Below are 20,312 nucleotides of genomic sequence, written 5' to 3'. Positions count from 1 at the left end.
CATGAATCCCGCGGTGGTCTGCCCTTCGACCTCTTCGGTCGGCGGGAACTCGTCGGGAAGTTCCGCCACGGCCGCAGTCGGGTGTACGAACTCCTCGCCGCTCGGCGAGGAGTTCGTGCCCGCGGTCTTCGATTCGGTTGGCGAACGGGTCGAAGTTACGTAGTCGGAGAGTCTCGTCGGCTCCGGACCACGCCCTCCGGCCCGCGCGCCAGGAACTCCCGACCGCCCTTCTCGACCTGCAGTTGCCCGTCCTCGACCACGACCTCGCCGCCGACGATGGTGTGGGTCGGCAGGCCGGTGAGTTCCTGCCCGTGGAAGGTCGAATATCTGGGTTCCATCGTGTGGTAGAAGTCGTCGTCCACGACCGCCGACTTCTCTAGGTCCACGACCACCATGTCGGCGTCCGAACCTTCCGCGAGCGCCCCCTTCCGGGGGTAGAGCCCCCAGCGCTTGGCGTTGTTCTCGCAGGCGACCTCCACGAGTCGCTCCATCGAGATGCGGTTCTTGTTCACGCCCTCGTGCATCATCACCGGGAGGAAGTACTCGATGCCGTTGTTGTCGCCCGGGATGGCCTCCCAGATGTCGCCGTGTTTGCCCTCGCCCTTCTCCTTGAACTCGATCTTGTGCGGACAGTGGTCGGTGCCCAGATACTCGACCGTGCCGTTTCGAAGCCCCTCCCAGAGGCGCTTTTTGCTCGCCTCGCCCCGGAGCGGCGGCGAGATCTTGCCCCAGACGCCCAGTTCCGCCTCGTCCTTGGTGTGGGCGAGGAACGCGGGCAGGGTCTCGGCGTGGAGGTTGACGCCCCGCTCCTGGAATCGCTCGCAGATGTCGACGCCCTCGCCGGTGGACATGTGGACGACGTACGCTCTGGAGTCGGTGTACTCGGTCAGCCTGCCGATCTGCTCGATCTGCATCGCCTCGCAGATGTTGGGCGCGCTCTCGGACCACGCTTCGAGGTCGTTGCGGCCGTCCTCCTGCAATTCCCTCCGGCGCTCGACCGCGAGGTCCTCGTTCTCGGCGTGGAACATCACGACGCCGCCGTTGATTTCCGAGACCTTGTCCAGTACCTTGTACACGCGCCCGGCGTCCGAGTGGTCGATGCCGAGTTCGGGCGAGGCGTGCTTGTACCAGTTGAAGAACACCTTGAACGACCGGACGCCCTCCTCGGCCAGCCCCGCTATCTCCTCGACGTGGTGGTCCTGATGGACGATGGCGTGGTACGCGAAGTCGATGTAGGAGTTCTCCCGGCCGACTTCGCGGAAGAAGTCCATGTCGGGCAGGTAGGGGTCGGGCTGGAGCAGGAAGTTCACCACCGTCGTGACGCCGCCGTGGACCGCCCCGCGGGTCTCGGTCTCGAAGTCGTGGGCCAGCCCCTCGTGGTAGTCGTACTCGTACCGGGATAGCCCCCAGTGGACGTGGGGGTCGACGAAGCCCGGAATCAGGTAGTTGCCCTCCGCGTCGACGGTCCGGTCGGCGTCCGGGAGGTTGCGGTCGGCACCGACCGCGACGATTTCGCCGTCTCGGGCCGCGACCCCGCCGTCGATGCTTCCGCTCGGCGTGACGACGCGGGCGTTCACGACCCGCAGGTCTGCTTGTCCTTCCATAACACACCTCATATCAGACTAGCGCGACTTAGAGCTATCCCCTCCGAGATACGGGCGAGAGTTTCGCGTTCTGGACGGCAATCGCTGGAACGACCGTAGGGAAGCCGTCTCAGAAAGCCCCCGCCCGGTCGCGGGCCGCAGGCCCGCGACCGGGCGGCCCCTTTCATTCCCGCGAGCGGAGCGAGTGGGAAGTCGAAAGACAAGCGCCGGAAGAGCGGAGCTCTTCCGAGCAGTCGCGCCGACGGCGCGACGACGAAGCGCAGTCTTTCGGAAGTCCCACCTGTGGCCCGTGTCACCGGCCGATTCCCGTCGACAGCGCCACCGACCGGGACAGAATCGAGCGGTCCTAGTCCGAGTCCACGGCCACCTCGGCCTCCATCGCGTCGGTGAACGCCCCGGGGTCGGCGGGGAACACCGACACCGGCTTGGGCCGCCCGGCCACCTTGATGCGGGCCTTTCCGCGCTTTCGATACGTCCAGTAGCAGCTCGCCGCGCCGAACGCCGCGAACCCGAGGCCGAGCAGGAGGTCCCGCCGGGTGGAGTAGAGCCCCCACCCCACGAGGACGACGCTCAGCAGGCCGACGAACCAGTCGAAGTCCTCGACCGTTATCTCGGCGATGTCGTCGCGGTCGATGCGAATCACCGAGTCGCCGGTCGCGACGAGCAGGCCGTCGTCCGTCAGCGCGACCGACCCGCCGGTCCGGAGCGGGAAGCGGTCGCGCACGCGCTCGCCGTCGGCGAGCGCGTCCGTCACGTCGGTCATCGGGCGAATCGTTGGCAGTCGGTCGTGATAAAGCGGTCGGTCGGATTCGGGGTCGCGGCCGGGCTCAGTCGGCGCGCCCGGCGCGGTCCTCGGAATCGGGCCCGCCGACGCGGTCCCAGAACGACTGGAAGTCGCCCTCGTCCTCGGACATCGCTTCGAGTTCGGTCACGCCGCGCTCCTCGGGCGTGCCCTCGACGGTGTTGTCGAGGAAGAACGCGATGATGCCGCCGACCGCCATCCCGGTCGAGCCGATGACGAAGACGGTGGTCGCGACGACCTCGGTGCCGAGGATGGGACCGAGCGCCGGAACCGCGGCGAGTCCCTCCTGGAACCCGGCCGCGCCGCCCTCGACGTTGCCCATGTACGACGGGATGGCGAGGCCCGCGAACAGCGCGAGGCCGACGATGAACACGTTCCGGTTGCTGTCGAGGTCGACGAACTTGAGCTGGGAGAGCCCGACCGCCGCGATCTGGCCGAACATGGCGATGTAGAGCCCGCCGACGATGGGGTTCGGAATCGTGGCGAACAGCTGGCCGACGTAGCCGACGTAGCCCGCGACCAGCATCACGATGGCCCCGATCTGGACCACATGCCTGCTCGCGACGCCCGTGATGCCGATGGCACCCACGTTCTCGGTGTAGGAGGTCGAGCCGTTGCCGGTGCCCATGATTCCGGCGAACGCGTTGCCGAGCCCCTCCATGCCGATGCCGTGGTCGATGCGCTTCTTCGAGGGCGCGCCCTTCCCGGCCATCCGGGCGACCGCGTGGTAGTCGCCGAAGCTCTCGATGGCCGACGCCAGCATCCCGGCTATCATCCCGATGATGAACCCCGGCGTGAACAGCGGCATCCCCCACTGGAAGGGGTAGATGGGCTGGACCGCGGGCGCGCTCGCGACCGCCGCGAGGTCGACGTAGCTCGCCGAGTCGGCGGCGTAGAACCCGGTCACCGACAGTACCGCCGCGATGACCCACGCCGTGCCGATGCCCAGCAGGACCGGGTAGAGCCGGAACGTCCGGTGGTACTTGTCGAGGTACTGGGAGAACGCCACGATGAGCACGAGCGTCAGTCCGAGCAACCACCAGTTCTGGCCCTCCGCGGTCGAAATCTGGGGGGAGTTGAACAGCGCGAGACCGATGAGCGCGATGACCGGCGCGATGACCACCGGGCTCATGTAGCGCTTGAGCGCGCCCATCACGCCGAAGTAGCCGATGAGCACCTCGACCACTCCGGCCACGATGACCGCGCCCATCAGCTCGCGTATCATGATCTCCCAGCCCAGTCCGTTCGCGCCGATGACGCCGATGATGGCGATGGCCGGGGCGAGCATCGAGAACGTCCCGCCCTGTACGATGGGATACCGGTTCCCGATGGTGGTCTGGGCGAGGGTGGCGATGCCCGAGACCACGAAGAAGGTCCCGATGAGTCGGCCGACCTGTTCGTCGGGCATCCCCATCGTGGTAGCGAGCGCGAGGGGGATGGCGACCGTCGCGCCGATCATCGTCAGGTAGTGCTGGAAGCCCAGCAGGGTGGACTCGCCCAGCGGCGGTTTGTCCTCGATGCCGTACTCGACGAAGCTCGCGGCCTCGGGGTCGTCGGGGTCCGGGTCGGTCGCCGGACCGTGGGGGTCTACCGGCCCTTCGGACTCGTCTCCGCTCATGCCCGACCGCCTCCGGTCACCGAACGCCGCCCGGTTCCCGCGTCCGTGCGCGAAGTGATAACGGTACTCATGACTGGCACACCTACCAATGGAAAGACAATTGATTTAAAAGCACCGGTGAAATTTTCCTCGTTCGGCGGTTCGAACCGAGATTTCGAACCGCCGACGCCGACGGGGCCTCCGGACCGGCGTGCGAGCGGGGCAAGGTATAACGGCTACGACGGAGTGGTCTCGCCATGAGAAACCGCGACCCGAACGTCGTCCTCCTGCTCACCGACCAGGAGCGATACGACGTCTCCGCGCCCGACGGCCCCGACGTTCGGACGCCGAACATGGACCGCCTGCAGGAGGAGGGGATGCGCTTCACGAAGGCCTACACCCCCATCAGCATCTGTACCAGCGCCCGCGGGTCGCTCCTCTCGGGGCTGTATCCCCATAACCACGGCATGCTGAACAACTGCCACGAACCCGACGCGGTGCGCCTGAACTTCCCCGAGGAGATTCCCACCTTCGGGGAGTTGCTCGCTGACGCGGGCTACGACAACAGCTACGCCGGAAAGTGGCACGTCGGCCGCGACCAGCGGCCCGCCGACTTCGGCTTCGAGTACCTCGGCGGCGGCGACGGCGGCCACGACGACGAGGACGCCGACTTCCGCGAGTACCAGCGCGAACTCGGCGTCGACCCCGAGGAAGCCGAACTCGAAGAGACCATCTACACCGACAATCCCGACCCCGAACTCATCGCGGCCAAGACGACGATGCCGAAGGAGGCGACCCGGACCTACTACCTCGCCGAGCGGACTGTCGAGCGCATCCGGGACGGCGAATCGCTCGACGAACCGTTCTTCCACCGGACCGACTTCGTCGGCCCCCACCACCCCTACACGGTGCCCGACCCTTACGCCTCGATGTACGACCCCGACGACATCGAGCCGTGGGGGTCGTTCGACGAGACCTACGAGGGCAAGCCCGCGGTCCACGAGAATTACCTCGAATACCGGGGCGTCGACGGCCTCGACTGGGACGACTGGGCCGAGGCGGTCGCGAAGTACTTCGGGTTCGTCACCTTCATCGACGACCAGATCGGCCGCATCCTCGACGCGCTCGACGAGTCGGGCCTCGCCGACGACACCGCGGTGTTCCACGCCGCCGACCACGGCGACTTCACCGGGAGCCACCGCCAGTTCAACAAGGGACCGATGATGTACGAGCAGACCTACCACGTCCCGCTGATGGTCCGGTGGCCGGGCGAAATCGACCCCGGGACGACCTGCGAGGAGTTCGTCCGCCTGCTCGACCTGATGCCGACCTTCCTCGAACTCGGCGGGGTCGAACCGCCCGAGGACATCGACGGCCGGAGCGTCCTTCCGCTCCTGTGCGGGGAGGTCCCCGACGACTGGCCCGAGACGCTGTTCGCGGAGTACCACGGCGACGAGTTCGGACTCTACTCCCAGCGGATGGTCCGGACCGACCGGTACAAGTACGTCTACAACGCGCCCGACCGCGACGAACTCTACGACCTCCGGGAGGACCCCCACGAACTCCACAATCTGGCCGACCACCCCGAGTACCGGGACCTCCGGGCCGACCTCGAAGAGACGATGGTCGAGTGGATGGCCGAGACCGACGACGTCATCCTGAAGTGGTCCCGGAAGGTCCTCGGGGAGTGACCCGGCTCGGTCCCGGGGTCCGACCGGCATCTCCGCGATTCGGGAGCCGAGACTCCGCGAGCGTAAGCCGCCGTCCACGCTATCGGAAACCAGACACCATCCGGTAGGACCGAGCCTCAGGTGTCCGGCACCCCGGCTCACGGGGGACAACGTATTTGGCACTCGTCCGAAAGATGTGGGGTATGGTAACCGAACCCACTTACGGCGTCCACGCCGAGCTGAACGTCCCGGTCGAGACCCGCGACGGGACCGAACTCGCGACCGACGTCTACCGACCCGCCGACCCCGAGACGGGCGACCCGGTCGCAGACCCCAAGCCCGCGCTGCTCGACCGCACCCCCTACGGCAAGCGCGGGCGGATGGAGCGCCACGGCGAGTGGTACGCCGAGCGCGGCTACGTCGTCGCCATTCAGGACTGCCGTGGGCGCTTCGACAGCGAGGGCGACTTCTACATCTTCGCCAACGAGGCCGAGGACGGCCACGACACCGTCGAGTGGCTCGCAGACCGAGAGTACTGCGACGGGCAGGTCGGCACCTTCGGCACCTCCTACGGCGCGTGGGTCCAGTCTGCGCTCGCCACGCAGGACCCACCCCACCTCGAAGCCATGTTCGTGAATCAGGGCGCGGCCAACGGCCGGACGGCCACCTTCCGGCACAACGGCGCGTTCGAACTGCGGTGGCTCTGCTGGGCGCTGACGCTGGGCGGCGGGTTCGCCGAGCGCGCGCTGGAGGACCCCGATGTCCAGCAACGACTCGCCAACGTGGACGTTCGCGAGGTGCTCTCCGACGGCCCGATACATCGCGGGCAGTCCCCGCTCCGGCACGTCCCCGACTACGAGGACTGGCTGTTCGACATCGCCGGGTCGGGCGACGCCGCCGACGAACTCTGGCAGTCGCCCGGCATCAACTTCGAGCGCTACTACGACGAGAGCGCCGACGTGCCGACCGTCTACTCGGGCGCGTGGTACGACTCGTACACCAAGGCGACCTGCGACAACTTCGAGGCGCTCGCCGACCGGAAGGACAGCGACCACTTCCTCCTGATGGGGCCGTGGACCCACGGCTGGGACTCCTACCCCCTGCCGTCGTGGAACAAGTCCTACTCGGGCGAGGTCGAGTTCGGCGAGCGGGCGCTCAGGGACTACCAGGAGACGCGCTTGCGCTTTTTCGACCACTACCTCAAGGGCAAAGGGACGTGGAGCGACCAGCCGACGGTCCAGTACTTCCGGATGGGCGGCGGCGACGGCCGCCGGGTGGGCGACCGGCGCGTCTTCCACGGCGGCGAGTGGCGCGAGGCCGACGAGTGGCCCCTCCCCGACACCGAGTTCACGAAGTACTTCGCGCACGCCGACGGGACGCTCGCTCGCGAGCGTCCCGACGTCGCCGACTCCGCGACGACCTACGAGTTCGACCCGAAGGACCCGGTTCCCACGCTGGGGGGCAACTGCTCGTCGTACATCACCTACGAACCCCGCGAGGAGTCGATACTGGAGTACCCCCTCGCGGAGCGAAAACTGCAGGACATCACGGGCCGAGGCGGCTACGACCAGCGCACGCGCGAGGACACCTACTTCGCCGACGAACCGTACCGGCCCCTCGAAGAGCGCGACGACGTGCTGGTCTTCCGGACGCCGCCCCTCGACGAGGCCGTGGAGATCGCGGGACCGATTCGGGTCCGAGTCTACGCCTCGACCGACGCCGCCGACACCGACTTCACCGCGAAGCTCATCGACGAGTACCCACCGAGCGAGGAGTTCCCGAACGGGTTCGCGCTCAATCTCTCCGATTCAATCTGTCGCGCCCGCTACCGGGGGTATCGCGACCACCCCGACTTCGTCGAACCCGGCGAGGTCTACGAGTTCTACATGGAGCCGTACCCGACCGCGAACGTGTTCGCGGAAGGGCATCGGATTCGGCTCGATATCTCCTCGTCGAACTTCCCGCGCTACGACGTGAACCACAACACCGGCGGGCCGCTGTACGGCGACCGGGAGTACGAGGTGGCGACGAACACGGTGTACCACGACCGAGAGAATCCGACCCACGTTGAGTTGCCGGTTCGGCCGCGGGAGTAGTCGTTCGGCGGGCGGACCGACCCGCGAACTCGCGTCCCGAACTCACTCCTCTCTGAACGCCACGCAGCGACACACCGACGACTCGCCGCCGCGGAACCGCCACGGGAAGGTTCCTATCTGGACGCGCTCGTTCAGGAGTTCCTCGGGGACCTGTGCGTTCTCGACGTGGACGATGCCCTCGGGGAACAGTTCGGTGTGCATCAGCTGGTAGCCCTCCGGCGGGAAGATATCGTCCAAGTCGTCGACGCCGAGGTGCTCGCGGGCCTCCGCGGCGAGTTCGGGGCGCACGTCCCGAACCACGGTGTTCATCGGGTGGTCGGCGCTCCCGCAGTCCAGAATCAGGTAGTTGAGGTCCTTCTCCCTGCACCAGTCGGCGAACTCCTGATTCGGGCCGGGGTGCTTGCAGAAGAACGCGTGGGGGTCGGCCTCCTCGCGGTGCCACGCGTACTTCTGATAGCCCGTGTGGACGAACAGGATGTCGCCCTCCTGTACGTCCACCACGTCCTCTATCATGTCGCTTGTGTACACGTCGTAGTCGCCCACTTTGTCGGAGATGTCGGCGATGACGGCGTCACCCACCAGTTCGTCGAGGGGCATCGACTCGATGTCCCGGCCGCTCGCGACGAAGTGCTTCTCGCCGTCGAGGTGGGTGCCGGTGTGGTTCATGAACTCTATCTTCTGACCGTTGACCTTCTCGGTGTCGAGGCTCTTCTCGTACCACACCTTCGGGTTGTCGTAGGTCGGCCACGCGGGCGTGTCCTGACACCACGGCTGGGTCAGGTCGTACATTTCGTATCCGTCTAACATATCGTGAACTCCTCTGAATCCATGAGACGACGCGGCAGGGGCTTAAAGGTTGGCCGGGATACCGGAACGAAACGCCGGTTCGGACTCCGAGACCCTCGGCATTGGTATGGGTATTCACGCCAAGGTTTATAACAGTCGTGCGTGAAGTTTCGGATTCACCGATTTCCCGGCCGAAACCGGGACGCTTTCGGCGAATTTCACGCACCGCTCGCAAATCGCACACGTACCACCACCGATATGAAACCGGCTCCGTTCGAATACCACCGACCGACGACCGTCGCCGAGGCCGCAGAGGTGCTGGCCGACCGCGAGGACGCCGAACTGCTGGCGGGAAACCAGTCGCTGGGAATCGTGATGGCCAACCGACTCGCGACGCCCGACCACCTCGTCGACCTCAACGCGGTCGAGGACCTCGACTACGTCGCCGAACGCGCCGACGGCGACGCCGTCGCCGTCGGCGCGATGACCACCCACCGGACCATCGAGCGCTCGGACCTGCTGGCCGAGCGCGTCCCGATGCTCCCGGAGGCCGCCGAGCAGATCGCCGGGCCGAGCGTCCGAAACCGCGGCACCCTCGGCGGGAGCGTCGGCGAGGCCGACCCCGCGGGGAACTACCCCGCCGCGCTCCTCGCGCTCGACGCGACGCTCGAACTCGTCTCCGCCGACGGCGAGCGCGAGGTCCCCGTCTCCGACTACTTCGTCGCGTACATGTTCACCGACCTCGGCGAGGACGAGATTATCGCGGCCGCACGAATCCCGACCGACCCCTTCCCGCCCGCCCGGACCGGGATGGCGTTCCTCGAACTCAAGCCAGCGGCGCAGACGTGGCCGACCGTCAGCGCCGCGACCGCGGTTCGCGTGGACGACCCGGACGCCGACGCTCCGGTCGTCGAGGAGGCCCTCCTCGCGCTGGCGAACGCCGCCGACGTTCCCCTGCGGGTCGAGGACGCCGAGGCCGCAGTCGAGGACGAACCGCTCTCGGCGGCGGCGCTCGACGCCGCCGCCGCGGCCGCGACCGAGGCGGCCGACCCCGAAGGGGAGATGCACGCCGACCGCGAGTTCAAGGAGGAAGTCGCGGGCGAGTACGCCCGCCGGTCGCTCGCGCTCTCGTACGACCGCGCGACGAACGGCGAGACCGACGTGAACGTGCCGACCGACGAGTGATACACCATGATGGAATTCGAAGGCGAATTCGAGTCAGACCTGCCCCGAGACGAACTGTGGAACTACTTCACCGACCCCGACGTGCTCGCCGACTGCGCGCCCGGGACCGACTCCATCGAACTGGAGTCGCCCCACGAGGTCACCGCGACCATCTCGGTCGGGGTCGGGAGCGTCAAGCCCACCTTCGACGTGGAGATGGTGGTCACCCGCGCCGACCGCCCCGAACTGCTGGAGATGCAGGCCGACGGGAGCGCTTCCCGGAACGCGTTCGACGCCGTGGCCGAGATGGACCTCCGAGAGGGCGACGACGGCGGCACGGTCGCCCAGTGGACGGCCCGGACCGACGTCTCGGGCATGATCGCCAGCCTCGGCCAGCGCGCGCTCGGGAGCGTCACCGACAAACTGGTCACCGACTTCTTCGAGGACCTCGAAGCGACGGCCCGCGAGGGCGACCCCGCCGAGTCGAAACTGGAGGCCAAGCCCGACGCCGAGGCGTCGCTGGAGGACTGACGGCTCGCTCTGGCGCTCCGGACCGACAGCGCCTCGATGGGCGCTCGGACCTCCCGAGTGCGAGCCTCATCCCGATGTTGTCCATCGCGGTGGCGGTGGCGAGTTCGACGGCGATTTCCGTGCTGGTCGTGACACCCGAACCGTCAGATGTGGCCTCTCCAAACCCAATTTCGCTTGACATCCCCGAAGTGACGGGGAATCGTGGCCCAACCCCTCAACCGAGATGAACTCGGTAGGCTCCGAGCCAACCGAGGTAGCGCCAACGCCGGAGGGCCGACTCCGAGACTTTTTGCAGTATTTCCACCGTAATACCGTTTCAGGATACGACCCATCTCTAGAATACGAATTCGAATTGAAGCTGCCTGTTCTACGCCTGACTCACCGAGGAGATGTATCTTTCACCCGATTCTCTTTATCATCGTTACTGATGACAACATTAATGACCCATTACCAACAACATACGACCTGTCTAACTAAGGAGTCCAAGATATACTATGGCGACAGGAGAGACGATGCCCCCCTCGCGAACTTGCGAAATCGGCACCCGTGAGGAGTGGATACTGCGTCTCCTCTACGCGCCGGACGAGGAGGGCCACTCTCGGCCCCTCTACGGTCGAAAGCGCCTGATGAAGGCGATGTTTCTGCTCCAGCGGAAACTCGAAGAGAACTTCGAGAAGAGCGCCGGATTCGACTTCACTGCGAAGAAGTACGGCCCGTACGATAGCGGCGTCGCCCGCGCTCTCGACTGCCTCACGGAGTTCCAGTACGTCCGTCCGACTCGTGAGCAGTTCCACTCTTCCGAGTACGAAGGCGACGAACTCGCGCTAACGCCGAAGGGGAAACGAAAGGCGGGACAGCTGTACGACCGACTCTCGGAGCGCGAACAGCAGCTTCTCCACTGGGTAAAGTACAAGCAGTCGATGCGGTCGCTCGGGGCGCTCATGTCGTACGTCTACATGGAATACCCCGAGATGACGGCGGACTCAACGTCGGCGTAGCTTCCGATGTCGGGCCTCGAACTCCTCGCTACAGTGCTGACCGCTGTATTCGCTTTTTTGAGCCTTTTAGCAGGATTGCTTTTTCGACTTCTCAAGCATCCAAAGGGGCGGTACAAGTCGGAGGTACGAGACATCCAAGACGACCGATGGAACGACGCTTGCGGCGAACTCGGTCCGGTCGTCGCAGAGGCGTACGAGTACGTCTCCCGGTCGGACAACGACCACTCTCCCGACGAACTCCTCGACGGGGAGAAAGCCAGCGTCATACTCCGGCGAGTCCTCGACTCGCGCGACGACCTTGGCGACTTAGAGGACAAACTCGAGAGCATCGACGAACCGAAACAGGCGTATCGACGGTGTAGGAAAGACTACACATACATCCCGTGGATTCTCTCTGGAGGAAGTACGGGGTTCGGTGTCTCGGCGGTCGTCCTCTGGTTCGCGCCCGAGAGCATGGTTTTCACTGCCATCGGTGCATCGACCACAACCGTCAGCGTCGTCGTCATCACCGTCGGCGTGTACGTCGCGTATCGCTTTTCGAACGCTCAAAACGACCTCGACGAGATGACCGAGGAAACCGAGTTCCGATAGACGCTCGGACGAACTCGGGACGAGTCGGCTCACCCCGACACCCGCAGGTAGAACGACTCCGCGAGCCGGGGGAACACCCCGACCGAGACCGCACCGACGACCGCTCCGGTAGCCAGCGACCCTGCGGGCGACCCGAGTTGTACCGCCGCCTCTCCGCCGTAGGCCGCGGCCGCGAGCGCGGCGTTGAAGTAGACGACCCGGAACAGGACCAGCCACGGCGTCAGCGACACCCACCCGCGAACGTCCGTGCCGAGGGGCCGAACCCACCCCCCGCGGATCAGGGTCCCGACGCCGACCATCGCCGCCCACGCGACCAGCGCCGAGGTCTTGGTCCCGTACCACCGCGCGGGCGAGGTCATCATCACGGTGTAGAGAATCGGGATGCTGAACACCGAGACGTCGGCGAAGACGTAGGCGGCGTCGTCGAGTAGCAACCCCAGCGGGTCCTTCTCGCTCACCGCGCCGAGGCTGTTTCCGTCCCACGACCGTCGCCGCCTGCTCTCGGCGGCCTCGATTTGCCTGCCGGGTCGCTCCGCGCGTCGGCCGCGCCGGTCGGACATACCTCCCGAAACGACCCGCAGGAAAGTAAACCTCGCCCCGTTAGGGGGTCCGTTACTCTCCGCGCTCGGTCTCGCGCACTCGCTCTCGGACCCGGTCGGGCGTGAACGGAATCCGGTCGGCGCTCACGCCCAGCGGCTCCAGCGCGGCGTTTATCGAACACGCGATGCTCGCCGGGCCGTCTATCATCCCACCCTCGCCGGTCCCCTTCGCGCCCGTGGCGGTGAACGGCGAGGGGGTCTCGGAGTGGTCCAGTTCCATCTCGGGGACGTTCTCGATGGAGGGGAGCCGATAGTCGAACATCGTGATGGCCTGGGGCTGCCCCGACTCGTCGTAGCCGAACTCCTCCAGCAGGGCCGCGCCGACGCCCTGCGCGAGACCGCCGTGGGCCTGCCCCTCGACTATCATCGGATTGAGCTGGGTGCCACAGTCCCGCAGGGAGTAGAACTTCAGTATCTCGACCTCGCCGGTCTGCACGTCGACCTCGACGACCGGGGCGTTCGCGGCGAACGCCGCGGTCGGGTAGACCGGGAGCTTCCGGGCGAGCGCGTCGTCGAAGTCGGCCAGTTGGGTCGCGGGATGCTCGTAGTCGTAGCTCGCGCGCGTGAGCCGGTCGTCTCCGGGTCGCTCGCGGTCTCGCTGCGCGAGACCCGCGAGCGACAGCGTCTCGCCGCCCGCCCGCTCGACCGCGCCGTCCCGATAGGTCACCTCGCTCTCGGGGCAGTCCCAGACCTCGCTCGCCAGCGCCTCCAGATTCTCGGCCAGCGTCCGGCCCAGCCCCTGGGCCGCGCCCGAGACCATCACCGCCATCCGCGATGCTGCGGAACCGTACTCGGTCGGGGCCTCGGCGCTGTCGAGGTACGACACCTCGACGTCGCTGGGAAGGATTCCGAGCTCGTCGGCCAGAAGCTGGGTCACGAGGGTCTGGTGGCCCTGTCCAGACGAGTCGGTCGCGAGGTACGCTCGCACGGTGCCGTCGTCGCGTATCTCCGCCCGGAGGTGTTCGGGGAGTTCGGCCACGTCCTCGCGGTCGCGGTCGTCGAGGCCCTCGCGGTCCGAGCGCTGGCGGTCGGTCCAGTCGGACCCCGAGACGCCGGGTTCGATGTGGACCGTCGGGCGGACCCCTCGGTACTTGCCCTGCTCGCGCTTCTCCGCGACCGTCTCGGGGTCGAGCAGGCCGCCGTCGCGCTCTTGCTCGATCCTCTCCCGGACGTGCGCCATGGCCGCCGGGAAGTCCCCCGAGTCGTAGACGTTCTTCGAGGGCAGTTCGTAGGGCATCTGGTCGGACTCGATGAGGTTGCGTCGTCGGAGAACGTCCGGGTCCAGCCCGATTTCCGCGGCGGCCTCGTCCACTATCATCTCCAGCGCGTAGAGGTGGGCCGGGACCCCGAACCCCCGGTAGGCGGTCTGGCAGGTCTTGTTGGTCAACACGAGGTCGTACTCGTAGCGGGCGTCCCGAACGTCGTAGGCGTTGGTGAGGACCGAGAGGGGTTTGAGCACCTGATTCACGGGGTAGCGCGGCCACGCGCCGAAGTCGTCGACGAACCAGAAGTCCAGTCCCCGAATCGTTCCGTCGTCGTCGACCGCGAGCTTCACGTCGTACTCGCGCTCGGTCGAGTGCATGTCCCCGCCCTGCAGATTCTCGATGCGGTCCTCGACGAACGCCACGGGGCGGTTCAGCTCCTTGCTCGCCATCGCGGCGAGACAGCAGTAGCGATGGATGGCGATCTTCGTCCCGAAGCTCCCGCCCACGTCCGGCGGCACGTCCAGATGCACGTCGTCGGGGTCGTAGCCCAGCGTCTCGTACACCGTGTCGTCGACGAGGGTGTGCAACTGGATGTTGCAGTCGATGTCGAAGCTGTCCGAATCGTCGTCGTAGTCGGCCACGACGCCCGCGGTTTCGAGCGGGACCCCGGAGATGCGGCCCCACGAGTAGGACCCCTCCACGACGTGGTCAGCCTCCTCGAACGCTTCCTCGGGGTCGCCGAACGCGAGCTCCTCGTGGTCGGCGACGTTCGACCCGAACGCCTCGTGGACCACCGTCTCGTCCTCGCGGGCCTCCCGGGGGTCGACGACCGGGTCGAGCGTCTCGTAGCGCACGTCCACCAAATCCACCGCGTCCTCGGCGACGTAGCGGTCGTCGGCGACCACCGCCACCACGGGTTCGCCGACGTACCGCGTCTTGCCGTCGGCGAGCGACCACTCCTCGAACCCCTCCAGTCCCGCGGGCATGGGGTTGTACTCGGCCTTGAGGTCCTCGGCGGTCAGCACGAGGTGACAGCCGGGGTGGTCCTCGGCGGCGCTCGCGTCTATCTCCTCGATCTCGGCGTGGGCGTGGACGCTCCGGTACAGCGCCATGTGGAGCGCGCCCTCGGGGGCCCTGTCGTGGACGTACTCGGCCTCGCCCGTGAGGATGCGCCGGTCCTCGACGCGCCGGAGGCCCCGGCCCGTGAACCGCTCCTCGCCCTCGGTCTCGGCGTCCGTTCCGGTCTCGGCTCCCGACTCGGCCTCCGCGTGTGGGCGCGAACTCATTTCTCCGCCTCCGCGCCCGCGTCGCCCTCCGCCTCTTCGCCGTCCATCCGGTCGGCCGCGCGCAGGACCGCGTCGTAGATGTTCTGATACCCCGTACACCGACAGATGTTGTCGGCGAGTCCCCGCTCTATGTCCTCTTCGTCGGGGTCGGGTTCGTCGTCGAGCAGTTCCTTGGTCGCCATCACGAACCCGCTCGTGCAGAATCCGCACTGGAGGGCGTGCTCCTCGTGGAACGACTCCTGAATCGGGTGGAGCGTCCCGTCCTCGGCGAGTCCCTCGACCGTCTCGACTTCCCTTCCGTCGGCCTGCACCGCGTAGGTCAGACACGACTTGATGGCGTCGCCGTCCAGCAGGACGGTACAGGCCCCACAGACCCCGTGTTCGCACCCGACCCGTACCCCGCGTAGTCCCTGCGAATCCCGGAGGAAGTCCGAGAGCTTGTGGCGCGGTTCGACATCGGCGGTGACCTCCTCGCCGTTGACCGAGAGGGTTATCTCCTCGGTGGGGTAGTCGAGGGTGGGGGGAGCGTCATCGGTACTCATGGTAGGTGCTGACATATATCTGGGCGGCGCATAAACGTTGCCCCGAAAACGGGTGCGTGCTCCCCTGCTGGCGTCCTGGCGCCCGTCTACTCGCCCGCCCGTTCGCCGGGACCGGCCAGCGAGCCGATCCGGTCCAGCAGGGTCGCGGCCTCGTCCTCGAACTCCTCGACCGACCTCTCGACGTAGTGGACCCGCGTCTCGACCGATTCGTCGTCCTCGGGCGATTCGTACACGACGGCCGCCTCGCCGAGCTCTCGCTCCATGTTTCGAGGGCGACGGCCACGCGGCTAAGCGATGGGGCCGCTAGGAAATGATGGGTTCGGTGACGAGAGAATCGTTGACCCTGAAGTAACTACCTCGATGACGACGCAGAAAGCCCCTGCACGCTCGCGGTCGCTGTGCGGGATATTTGGTCGGCGCTCGCTTCGCTCGCGCCTCGAAATAGTGGCCCGCGCAGGCGACCACGGCCTTCGGCCGCGAGCGCGCAGGCCCTTTCAGTCCGACCGACAGCACCGCGACCGCAGCCCACATCCTCCCCAACCGACTGCGCTTCTCGGGCGCTCGCTTCGCTCACGCCCTGTGGTGCTCGTCCCTCGCGCGGTTGGCGCGGCGCAAACCGCACGCCGCGCCAGCACGCGCCGGAAGATGCACCGCGTCTTCCGAGCCTGCGGTCGCTTCGCTCCCGCAGACGCCGGGTGGAACGGTCCACCGTGAAATCGGCCCGTGGACCAGTCCACGAGGCGACGACTGGGGAGACAGTCCACCGGGTGGGATGAAAGGGGCCGCCCGGTCGCGTTTATGTAGTCGCCTCAGCGACATATCCGCGCGGGCGGTGCGGAGAGCGCGGGTATGTCGCTGAGCGGCCTCCTCGTGAGCGAAGTCTGCGCGAGCGAAGCGAGCGCAGGCTCGTCGGAGCGTGCTCCGACGGTGCGAACGAGGGCTCGACGGACGCGGTTTGTCCGTCGGTGGCGAGCGGGCGGGGGCTTTCAAGGCGTTCTCGGCTTTGCTGTCTCCGTTTCGTCGCAAGCGAACGGGAACTTTTACTGAATTCCTAAGTCGAACATCTCCGCTACGACTTCGCCATCCACCGAAGACCTTTGGGCCTCCACACCACACCTCACGCACGATGATACTCGGGGTCGTCCTCGCGGCCGGGTCGGCCAGCCGGTTCGAGGGGTCGAACAAACTCCTCGCGTCCCTCGACGGCGACCCGGTCGTCGCGCACGCGACCCGGACGCTCGCGGAATCGAGCGTCGATGCGCTCGTCGCGGTGGTGGGCCACGACGCCGAGCGGGTCGTGGCTGCGCTTCCCCCCGCAGTCGAGGTCCTCGAAAACCCCGACCACGGGGCGGGTCAGAGCACCTCGGTCCGGCGCGGGGTCGAGGCGGCCCGCCAGCGCGACGCGGCGGCCGTCCTGTTCGCGCTCGGCGACATGCCCCGCGTCTCGGTCGAGACGGTCGAGCGACTCCTCTCGGCCTACCGCGACCGCGGGCCGGAGGGCGAGACCATCGCGGCCCCGCGGTACGACGGTCGCCGCGGCAATCCCGTCCTGTTCGGGGCCGAGTACTTCGACGCGCTGGCCGGAGTCGAGGGCGACCGCGGGGGCCGAGTGCTCCTCGAAACCGAACCGGTCGCGTGGGTCGACGTAGCCGACCCCGGAATCCACCGCGACGTGGACACGCTCGGAGACTTGCGCGACCTTCAGGACGAGTCGGCGTCGTCCGACGCCGACTCGTCCTCGGGCGAGGACGCCGACTCGGGTCTCGGGTGAATCGGTTCCTCGCGGCGGGTCAGCCGACCGCCCTCGCGACCGTTGGCGACCGCGAGGACCTCCGAGACCACGCTGAGCGCGACCTGCATCGGCTCGCCGCCGCCGAGGTCGAGGCCGACCGGCGTCGCGACGCGCTCGCGGTCCGACTCCGAGAGCCCAACGTCCTCCTCGGCCAACGCCGCGCGCATCTCCTCGAACCGCTTTCGCGGGCCCATCACGCCGACGTAGGGCACCGCGGTGTCGAGCAGGGCCTCCAGCGCGAGGCGGTCGTCGACGAAGTTGTGGGACATCACGACCGCGTAGGTGTCCTCGGGGCGCTCTATCACCTCTGCGACCTCGGTCGGCCGGGCGGCGACCACCCGATGCGCGGCCGGAAACCGCTCGGCGTCGGCACGAGCGCCGCGCGCGCTCGCGACCGTGACCTCGAACCCGGCGTCCCTCCCCAGCCGCGACACCGGGCGCACGTCGTTGTCGCTCCCGAACACGAGCAGTTGGGGCGTCGGCTCGTAGCCGTCGACGAACACCTCGGCGGTCCCCCGGTCGGTCTCGACCGCCACGGTGTCGGATTGCCCCGATTCCGCGAACTCGCGGGCGGTCTCCCGAACTCCGGCCAGCACGTCGTCGGGAATCGGTTCGCGGGCGTCGGTCGCCTCGATTCCGCCCGACGGGTCGGCCACCGCCCGCGCACCGACCCGCGCGGGGTGGTCGCCACCGACCACCGTCAGGAGGGCGACCCGCTCGCCCGCCGTGACCCGGTCGAGCGCGGGCCCGAAACTGCCGTCTGCGGGTTCGACCAGCACGTCGATGACGCCGTTGCATCCGAGTCCGAAGCTCCACGTATCGTCCTCGCTCGTCAGGTCGAACGTCTGTCGTAGCGGGCCGTCGACGAGCGCGCGGTCGGCGAGCTCGGCGACCGGACCTTCGAGACACCCCGCGGTGATGGCTCCGACCTCGTCGTCGTCGTCGAGGACCATCTTCGCGCCGGGACGGCGGTAGGCCGCGCCCTCGACGTCCGAGACGGTGGCGACCGCGACGCTCTCGCCGAGGCGGTCGCGCAGTGACTCGCGGACCCCGAAGGTGCTGGCGGCCCACGGGTCCGGATTCGCGTCGTCCATGGGGACTGGTAGCTAATCGGCGTATTTAGTGTTGGCGTCGAAGATGGGGCGAACACTCCTCTGTTGCTACCCGAAGTACAAAGAAACAAATAATAATTACGTAAAATAAAGCTAGAAAATTACTTATATTTGTATAACAGTACTGATGTATGGAGAAGCGAAACACTCCTGACTCGTCGCAACGAGCACACTCGAACACCTCTCGACGCGATTTCCTGCGAACGACTGGCGTCGTAACCGGAGCCGCCGTGACGGGGCTCGGAACCCTTGCCTCCGGGCCTTCGCTGGTCTTCGCCAGCAAGGAGGAACCGTACGACCGCACGCAGAAGAGCGTCGTCGAGCGACTTGACGAAGACTGGTGTGAACTCCAGTCGAACATCAACGGCGCGAAGATGATCAGCCAAGAGACCAACCAGTTCGAGCAGGCAGGCACGTTCGCCATCTCCCGAACTAGCGTCGAAGGTGCGTACGCCAACACCCGAAACGTCCGGTTCGACCTCGATGCGGTGGACGTTCCGGATACCGGTTACTGGGTCAACGAGCACAACGCGTATAAGCAAGACGACGACGACTCTGAGGTGGGCGAACAACTCGTTGAGGAAGCTGCGAGCTTCCTCTGGGATGTCACTCTCAGTTCGCTCGGTGCGCCGAACCCACTCTCACTCCTACTCGTCGGCGACGACGACAATAGCGTCAGCGTCGACACGGGGTGCTGTAACGACTACCTCCATGTGAGTTATCCGAAGAACACAGACGTCGGTGGCATCTGGGTGAGTCAGTACTTCCAAGATGAGGATACTCAAGTCCCCGAGGGGACCTACAAGTTCGAGGCCACCTTCGAGGCGGACGTCGGACACGTCAGCACGTCAACGCTGGACCCCGGCTTTCAGAAGAAAGAGACGGTCACTCACGACCACGATATCGAGGTCGAAGTCTACTCCGATTAGCCGAAACGGCGCTCCAGAACCGCGGAGCTCTGCGGCCACGGGACGGACGCTCAGGACTCCCGCTTCACGACCAGCACCGGGAGGTCGCCGCCGCGCAGGAGCTCCGACGTGACGCTCCCCAGGAGCTGGCTCCGGAGGTTCGAACGGCCGTGTGACCCCATGACGACGAGGTCGACCTCGCGGTCCACCGCGTAGTCGTGGATACCCGGTGCGACGCCGTCGAAGTCGGCGGTCCGGACCACGTCGGTCTCGAAGTCAACGTCGGGCGCGAGCGACTCGATGCGCTCTGCGACGCGCTGGGTGGCCTCCCGTCCCCGCGACTCCAGACGCTCGACGAACTCGCGTTCGAGCCCCCCGGCGCTGAACAGCCCGCCCGCCGACTGCAGGTCGGCGACATTCAGGACGTGCACCTTCGACCGGAAGCGTCCGGCTATGGCCACACCGTGGTCGGTCGCGGCTTCGGCGTTCTCGCTGCCGTCGGTCGGCAGGAGCAGTCGCTCGTACTCGATTCCCTCTCGCGGCCTGCGCTCGCTTTCCGGGACGACCAGCACCGGGACGTCGCCGTGGGTCAGCACGTACTCGGTGACGCCGCCGAGGAGCCGCCGCCGAAGGCCCCTCCGGGCTCCCCGACCCATCGCGACGAGGTCGGCGTCCCGTTCGGCCGCGTACTCGCAGATTCGAGTCGACGGCCTCCCCTCCAGAAGCGCCGTCTCGACCGCACAGCCGAACTCCGCGCCGACGGCCTCGACCTCCCCGAGCGTCTGCTCGCCGCGCTCTCGGAGTTCCCGCTTCTCGTCGTCGGTCCGTGCGAGCCGTCTGGCTTCGCGGTCGAGGACGTAGAGCACGTCGACGCTCGCGTCGAACGACTGGGCCAGCTTGAACCCGCTCTCTGCCGCACGCCTCGCGGCGTCGCTCCCGTCGACGGGAATCAGGATGCGGTCGTACATGGCAACGAACGGTATACGAGGTCCCCGCCAATCAGTGTTGTCTCCGCTCCCGGCTCCGAGG

General features: G+C 67.0%; 18 protein-coding genes. 8 read left to right on the top strand and 10 right to left on the bottom strand.

Features of this window, described 5'->3' with window-relative positions:
* Positions 1 to 155: 155 nt before the first annotated feature.
* The 3 genes from NGM10_RS16105 to NGM10_RS16095 all read right to left on the bottom strand — a co-directional run bounded on the left by NGM10_RS16105 (position 156) and on the right by NGM10_RS16095 (position 4,024).
* Positions 156 to 1,604, bottom strand: coding sequence for a dihydroorotase (locus NGM10_RS16105; RefSeq protein WP_253484533.1), 1,449 nt, complete (start codon positions 1,602 to 1,604; stop codon positions 156 to 158).
* A gap of 346 nt (positions 1,605 to 1,950) precedes the next feature.
* Entirely contained in the window at positions 1,951 to 2,367 is a 417-nt protein-coding gene (locus NGM10_RS16100) for a hypothetical protein (protein ID WP_253484531.1), read from the bottom strand.
* A gap of 64 nt (positions 2,368 to 2,431) precedes the next feature.
* Positions 2,432 to 4,024 carry a uracil-xanthine permease family protein gene (locus NGM10_RS16095; protein ID WP_253484528.1) on the bottom strand — a complete coding sequence of 531 codons (1,593 nt, stop codon included), beginning with the start codon at positions 4,022 to 4,024 and terminating at the stop codon, positions 2,432 to 2,434.
* A 236-nt stretch (positions 4,025 to 4,260) separates the two neighbouring features.
* Here NGM10_RS16095 and NGM10_RS16090 point away from each other — a divergent pair, with 236 nt between their 5' ends.
* The gene (locus tag NGM10_RS16090; RefSeq protein WP_253484527.1) at positions 4,261 to 5,694 is read left to right on the top strand and encodes a sulfatase family protein; all 1,434 of its coding nucleotides are present in this window, start codon (positions 4,261 to 4,263) and stop codon (positions 5,692 to 5,694) included.
* Between the two features lie 182 nt (positions 5,695 to 5,876).
* Entirely contained in the window at positions 5,877 to 7,769 is a 1,893-nt protein-coding gene (locus NGM10_RS16085; RefSeq protein ID WP_253484524.1) for a CocE/NonD family hydrolase, read from the top strand.
* 42 nt (positions 7,770 to 7,811) lie between these two features.
* Here NGM10_RS16085 and NGM10_RS16080 read toward each other — a convergent pair whose 3' ends face one another.
* Positions 7,812 to 8,576: a cyclase family protein gene (locus NGM10_RS16080; RefSeq protein ID WP_253484523.1), complete on the bottom strand. Its 765-nt coding sequence runs from the start codon at positions 8,574 to 8,576 to the stop codon at positions 7,812 to 7,814.
* 237 nt (positions 8,577 to 8,813) lie between these two features.
* On the opposite strand from NGM10_RS16080, the gene NGM10_RS16075 reads away from it, so the two are divergent.
* The 4 genes from NGM10_RS16075 to NGM10_RS16060 all read left to right on the top strand — a co-directional run bounded on the left by NGM10_RS16075 (position 8,814) and on the right by NGM10_RS16060 (position 11,839).
* Complete coding sequence (locus NGM10_RS16075; RefSeq protein WP_253484521.1) at positions 8,814 to 9,740, top strand: FAD binding domain-containing protein; 927 nt, start codon at positions 8,814 to 8,816, stop codon at positions 9,738 to 9,740.
* Between the two features lie 6 nt (positions 9,741 to 9,746).
* Complete coding sequence (locus NGM10_RS16070) at positions 9,747 to 10,250, top strand: SRPBCC family protein (RefSeq protein ID WP_253484519.1); 504 nt, start codon at positions 9,747 to 9,749, stop codon at positions 10,248 to 10,250.
* A 512-nt stretch (positions 10,251 to 10,762) separates the two neighbouring features.
* Positions 10,763 to 11,248: a hypothetical protein gene (locus tag NGM10_RS16065; RefSeq protein ID WP_253484517.1), complete on the top strand. Its 486-nt coding sequence runs from the start codon at positions 10,763 to 10,765 to the stop codon at positions 11,246 to 11,248.
* A gap of 6 nt (positions 11,249 to 11,254) precedes the next feature.
* On the top strand, positions 11,255 to 11,839 hold the full coding sequence (locus NGM10_RS16060; protein ID WP_253484515.1) for a hypothetical protein: 585 nt from the start codon (positions 11,255 to 11,257) through the stop codon (positions 11,837 to 11,839).
* 29 nt (positions 11,840 to 11,868) lie between these two features.
* Here the strand turns inward: NGM10_RS16060 and NGM10_RS16055 are convergent, their stop codons facing one another.
* The 4 genes from NGM10_RS16055 to NGM10_RS16040 all read right to left on the bottom strand — a co-directional run bounded on the left by NGM10_RS16055 (position 11,869) and on the right by NGM10_RS16040 (position 15,734).
* The gene (locus NGM10_RS16055) at positions 11,869 to 12,399 is read right to left on the bottom strand and encodes a DUF8215 family protein (RefSeq protein ID WP_253484513.1); all 531 of its coding nucleotides are present in this window, start codon (positions 12,397 to 12,399) and stop codon (positions 11,869 to 11,871) included.
* A gap of 52 nt (positions 12,400 to 12,451) precedes the next feature.
* The gene (locus tag NGM10_RS16050; RefSeq protein ID WP_253484511.1) at positions 12,452 to 14,929 is read right to left on the bottom strand and encodes a xanthine dehydrogenase family protein molybdopterin-binding subunit; all 2,478 of its coding nucleotides are present in this window, start codon (positions 14,927 to 14,929) and stop codon (positions 12,452 to 12,454) included.
* Complete coding sequence (locus NGM10_RS16045) at positions 14,926 to 15,471, bottom strand: (2Fe-2S)-binding protein (RefSeq protein ID WP_253484508.1); 546 nt, start codon at positions 15,469 to 15,471, stop codon at positions 14,926 to 14,928. The genes NGM10_RS16050 and NGM10_RS16045 overlap by 4 nt, the downstream gene beginning before the upstream one ends.
* An 86-nt stretch (positions 15,472 to 15,557) precedes the next feature.
* On the bottom strand, positions 15,558 to 15,734 hold the full coding sequence (locus NGM10_RS16040; protein ID WP_253484743.1) for a hypothetical protein: 177 nt from the start codon (positions 15,732 to 15,734) through the stop codon (positions 15,558 to 15,560).
* Between the two features lie 863 nt (positions 15,735 to 16,597).
* Between NGM10_RS16040 and NGM10_RS16035 the strand changes: the two genes are divergently transcribed.
* Positions 16,598 to 17,242: a nucleotidyltransferase family protein gene (locus NGM10_RS16035; RefSeq protein ID WP_253484506.1), complete on the top strand. Its 645-nt coding sequence runs from the start codon at positions 16,598 to 16,600 to the stop codon at positions 17,240 to 17,242.
* Here NGM10_RS16035 and NGM10_RS16030 read toward each other — a convergent pair.
* Positions 17,173 to 18,357 (bottom strand): XdhC family protein, encoded by a 1,185-nt coding sequence (locus tag NGM10_RS16030; protein WP_253484504.1) that lies wholly within the window; start codon positions 18,355 to 18,357, stop codon positions 17,173 to 17,175. The two genes, NGM10_RS16035 and NGM10_RS16030, sit on opposite strands and share 70 nt — an antisense overlap.
* 149 nt (positions 18,358 to 18,506) lie before the next feature.
* Here NGM10_RS16030 and NGM10_RS16025 point away from each other — a divergent pair, with 149 nt between their 5' ends.
* Positions 18,507 to 19,304 (top strand): twin-arginine translocation signal domain-containing protein, encoded by a 798-nt coding sequence (locus NGM10_RS16025; RefSeq protein WP_253484502.1) that lies wholly within the window; start codon positions 18,507 to 18,509, stop codon positions 19,302 to 19,304.
* Positions 19,305 to 19,354: 50 nt separating this feature from the next.
* Here NGM10_RS16025 and NGM10_RS16020 read toward each other — a convergent pair whose 3' ends face one another.
* Complete coding sequence (locus NGM10_RS16020; RefSeq protein ID WP_253484500.1) at positions 19,355 to 20,251, bottom strand: universal stress protein; 897 nt, start codon at positions 20,249 to 20,251, stop codon at positions 19,355 to 19,357.
* Positions 20,252 to 20,312 lie beyond the last annotated feature (61 nt).

Origin of the sequence: Halorussus salilacus, assembly GCF_024138125.1 — an archaeon.
Classification (GTDB): Archaea; Halobacteriota; Halobacteria; order Halobacteriales; family Haladaptataceae; genus Halorussus; species Halorussus salilacus.
Note: the sequence above shows the minus strand (reverse complement) of the source record. Positions and strands in the feature narration are given on the sequence as shown.